The sequence below is a fragment of the Vibrio sp. 1401 genome (genome assembly GCF_033340295.1).
The window spans coordinates 1-1,221 of sequence record NZ_JAWOWF010000123.1; the positions used below are offsets into that span (position 1 = coordinate 1).

Below are 1,221 nucleotides of genomic sequence, written 5' to 3' on the forward strand. Positions count from 1 at the left end.
CCACTGGCGCATCGTTGACTGGCGTGACATCGACGTTCACCGTGGTGGACTCCGGTACCCCACCGGAGGTAACGATGTACGTGAAGCTGTCTGTACCGTGGTAGTTGTCGTTTGGCGTGTAAGTTACGCTGCCATCAGGGTTGACCGAGACCGTACCGTTGGCCGGGCCGTTATTGGTATCTAGCGACACCACTTTGTCGTCGCCTTCGAACGTGTCGTTATCTAAGACCTTAATGATGGTTGGCGTGTCTTCCACAACCGTCGCTTTGTCTGCCACGATGTCCGCCACAGGCGCAACTGTGAAGTTTACGGTTTGGCTAATGCTTTCGCCGCTTGGGTCTGTAGCTGTGAACGTAATTGTCTCTTTGCCATTCCAATCCGCAGTTGGAGTGATGGTAGCAACACCATTCACAATAGAAATTTGGATGCTGTTATTGCCAGACACTGAGAATTCTAGCGAGGAATCAGTATCTTTGAATACTTCATTCAAGTCGATCGTGTATGCATCGAAATCTTCCGATAACACTTGGTCTGCAATGGCATTTTCAACAGTCGGTGCATCGTTAACACGATTCACAATCAAACTGTCACTGTCGCTAGCTGTTGGATTAACACCATCCGATACTGACGCACTGATAGTCAGATCTTTAAGGTTAAGTTCATCGTTGTTAACCGCGTCAACACCCGCTTGAGTCAACTTGACTTCATTGCCAACCAACACGAAGTAGCCGTTTGAGTTATTTTCTAAAGAAACGGTTAGTTGGTCTTCTGGCGTGTCAGTATCGCGAACCGTTAAGGTTGCGACTACCGTATCAGTGCTCACTGCATCTTCAGTGATGCTTTCTACTGCATCAACCTTGATGGTTGGCGCATCGTTCACTGGATTTACTGTAACAGTTACTTTCGCTTCGTCGGTCAATTCACCGTCCGTTACGGTATAAGTGATTTCGGCGTCGCCATTGAAGTTTTCTGCCGGTGTGAAAACAAGTTTGCCATCCACCACTTCAACCGTACCCTGCTCTTTAGGAACAGAGGCTGATTCAATACTCAGCTTATCGCCATCCACGTCGGCGTCGTTAGTCAGTACATCAATGGTAACTACGGTGTCTTCTTGTATAGATGTGGTGTCATCAACGGCAACAGGACTGTCATTTACAGGCGTAACCGTAACAGTCACTTTCGCTTCGTCCGTCAAATCGCCATCAGTTACGATATAAGTGA

1 protein-coding gene is annotated in these 1,221 nt (G+C 47.8%); it reads right to left on the minus strand.

Annotated elements, in window-relative coordinates:
• Positions 1–1,221 (minus strand): tandem-95 repeat protein (locus tag R7Z77_RS24000; protein ID WP_318136878.1); only part of this gene is annotated, 1,221 nt, incomplete at both ends.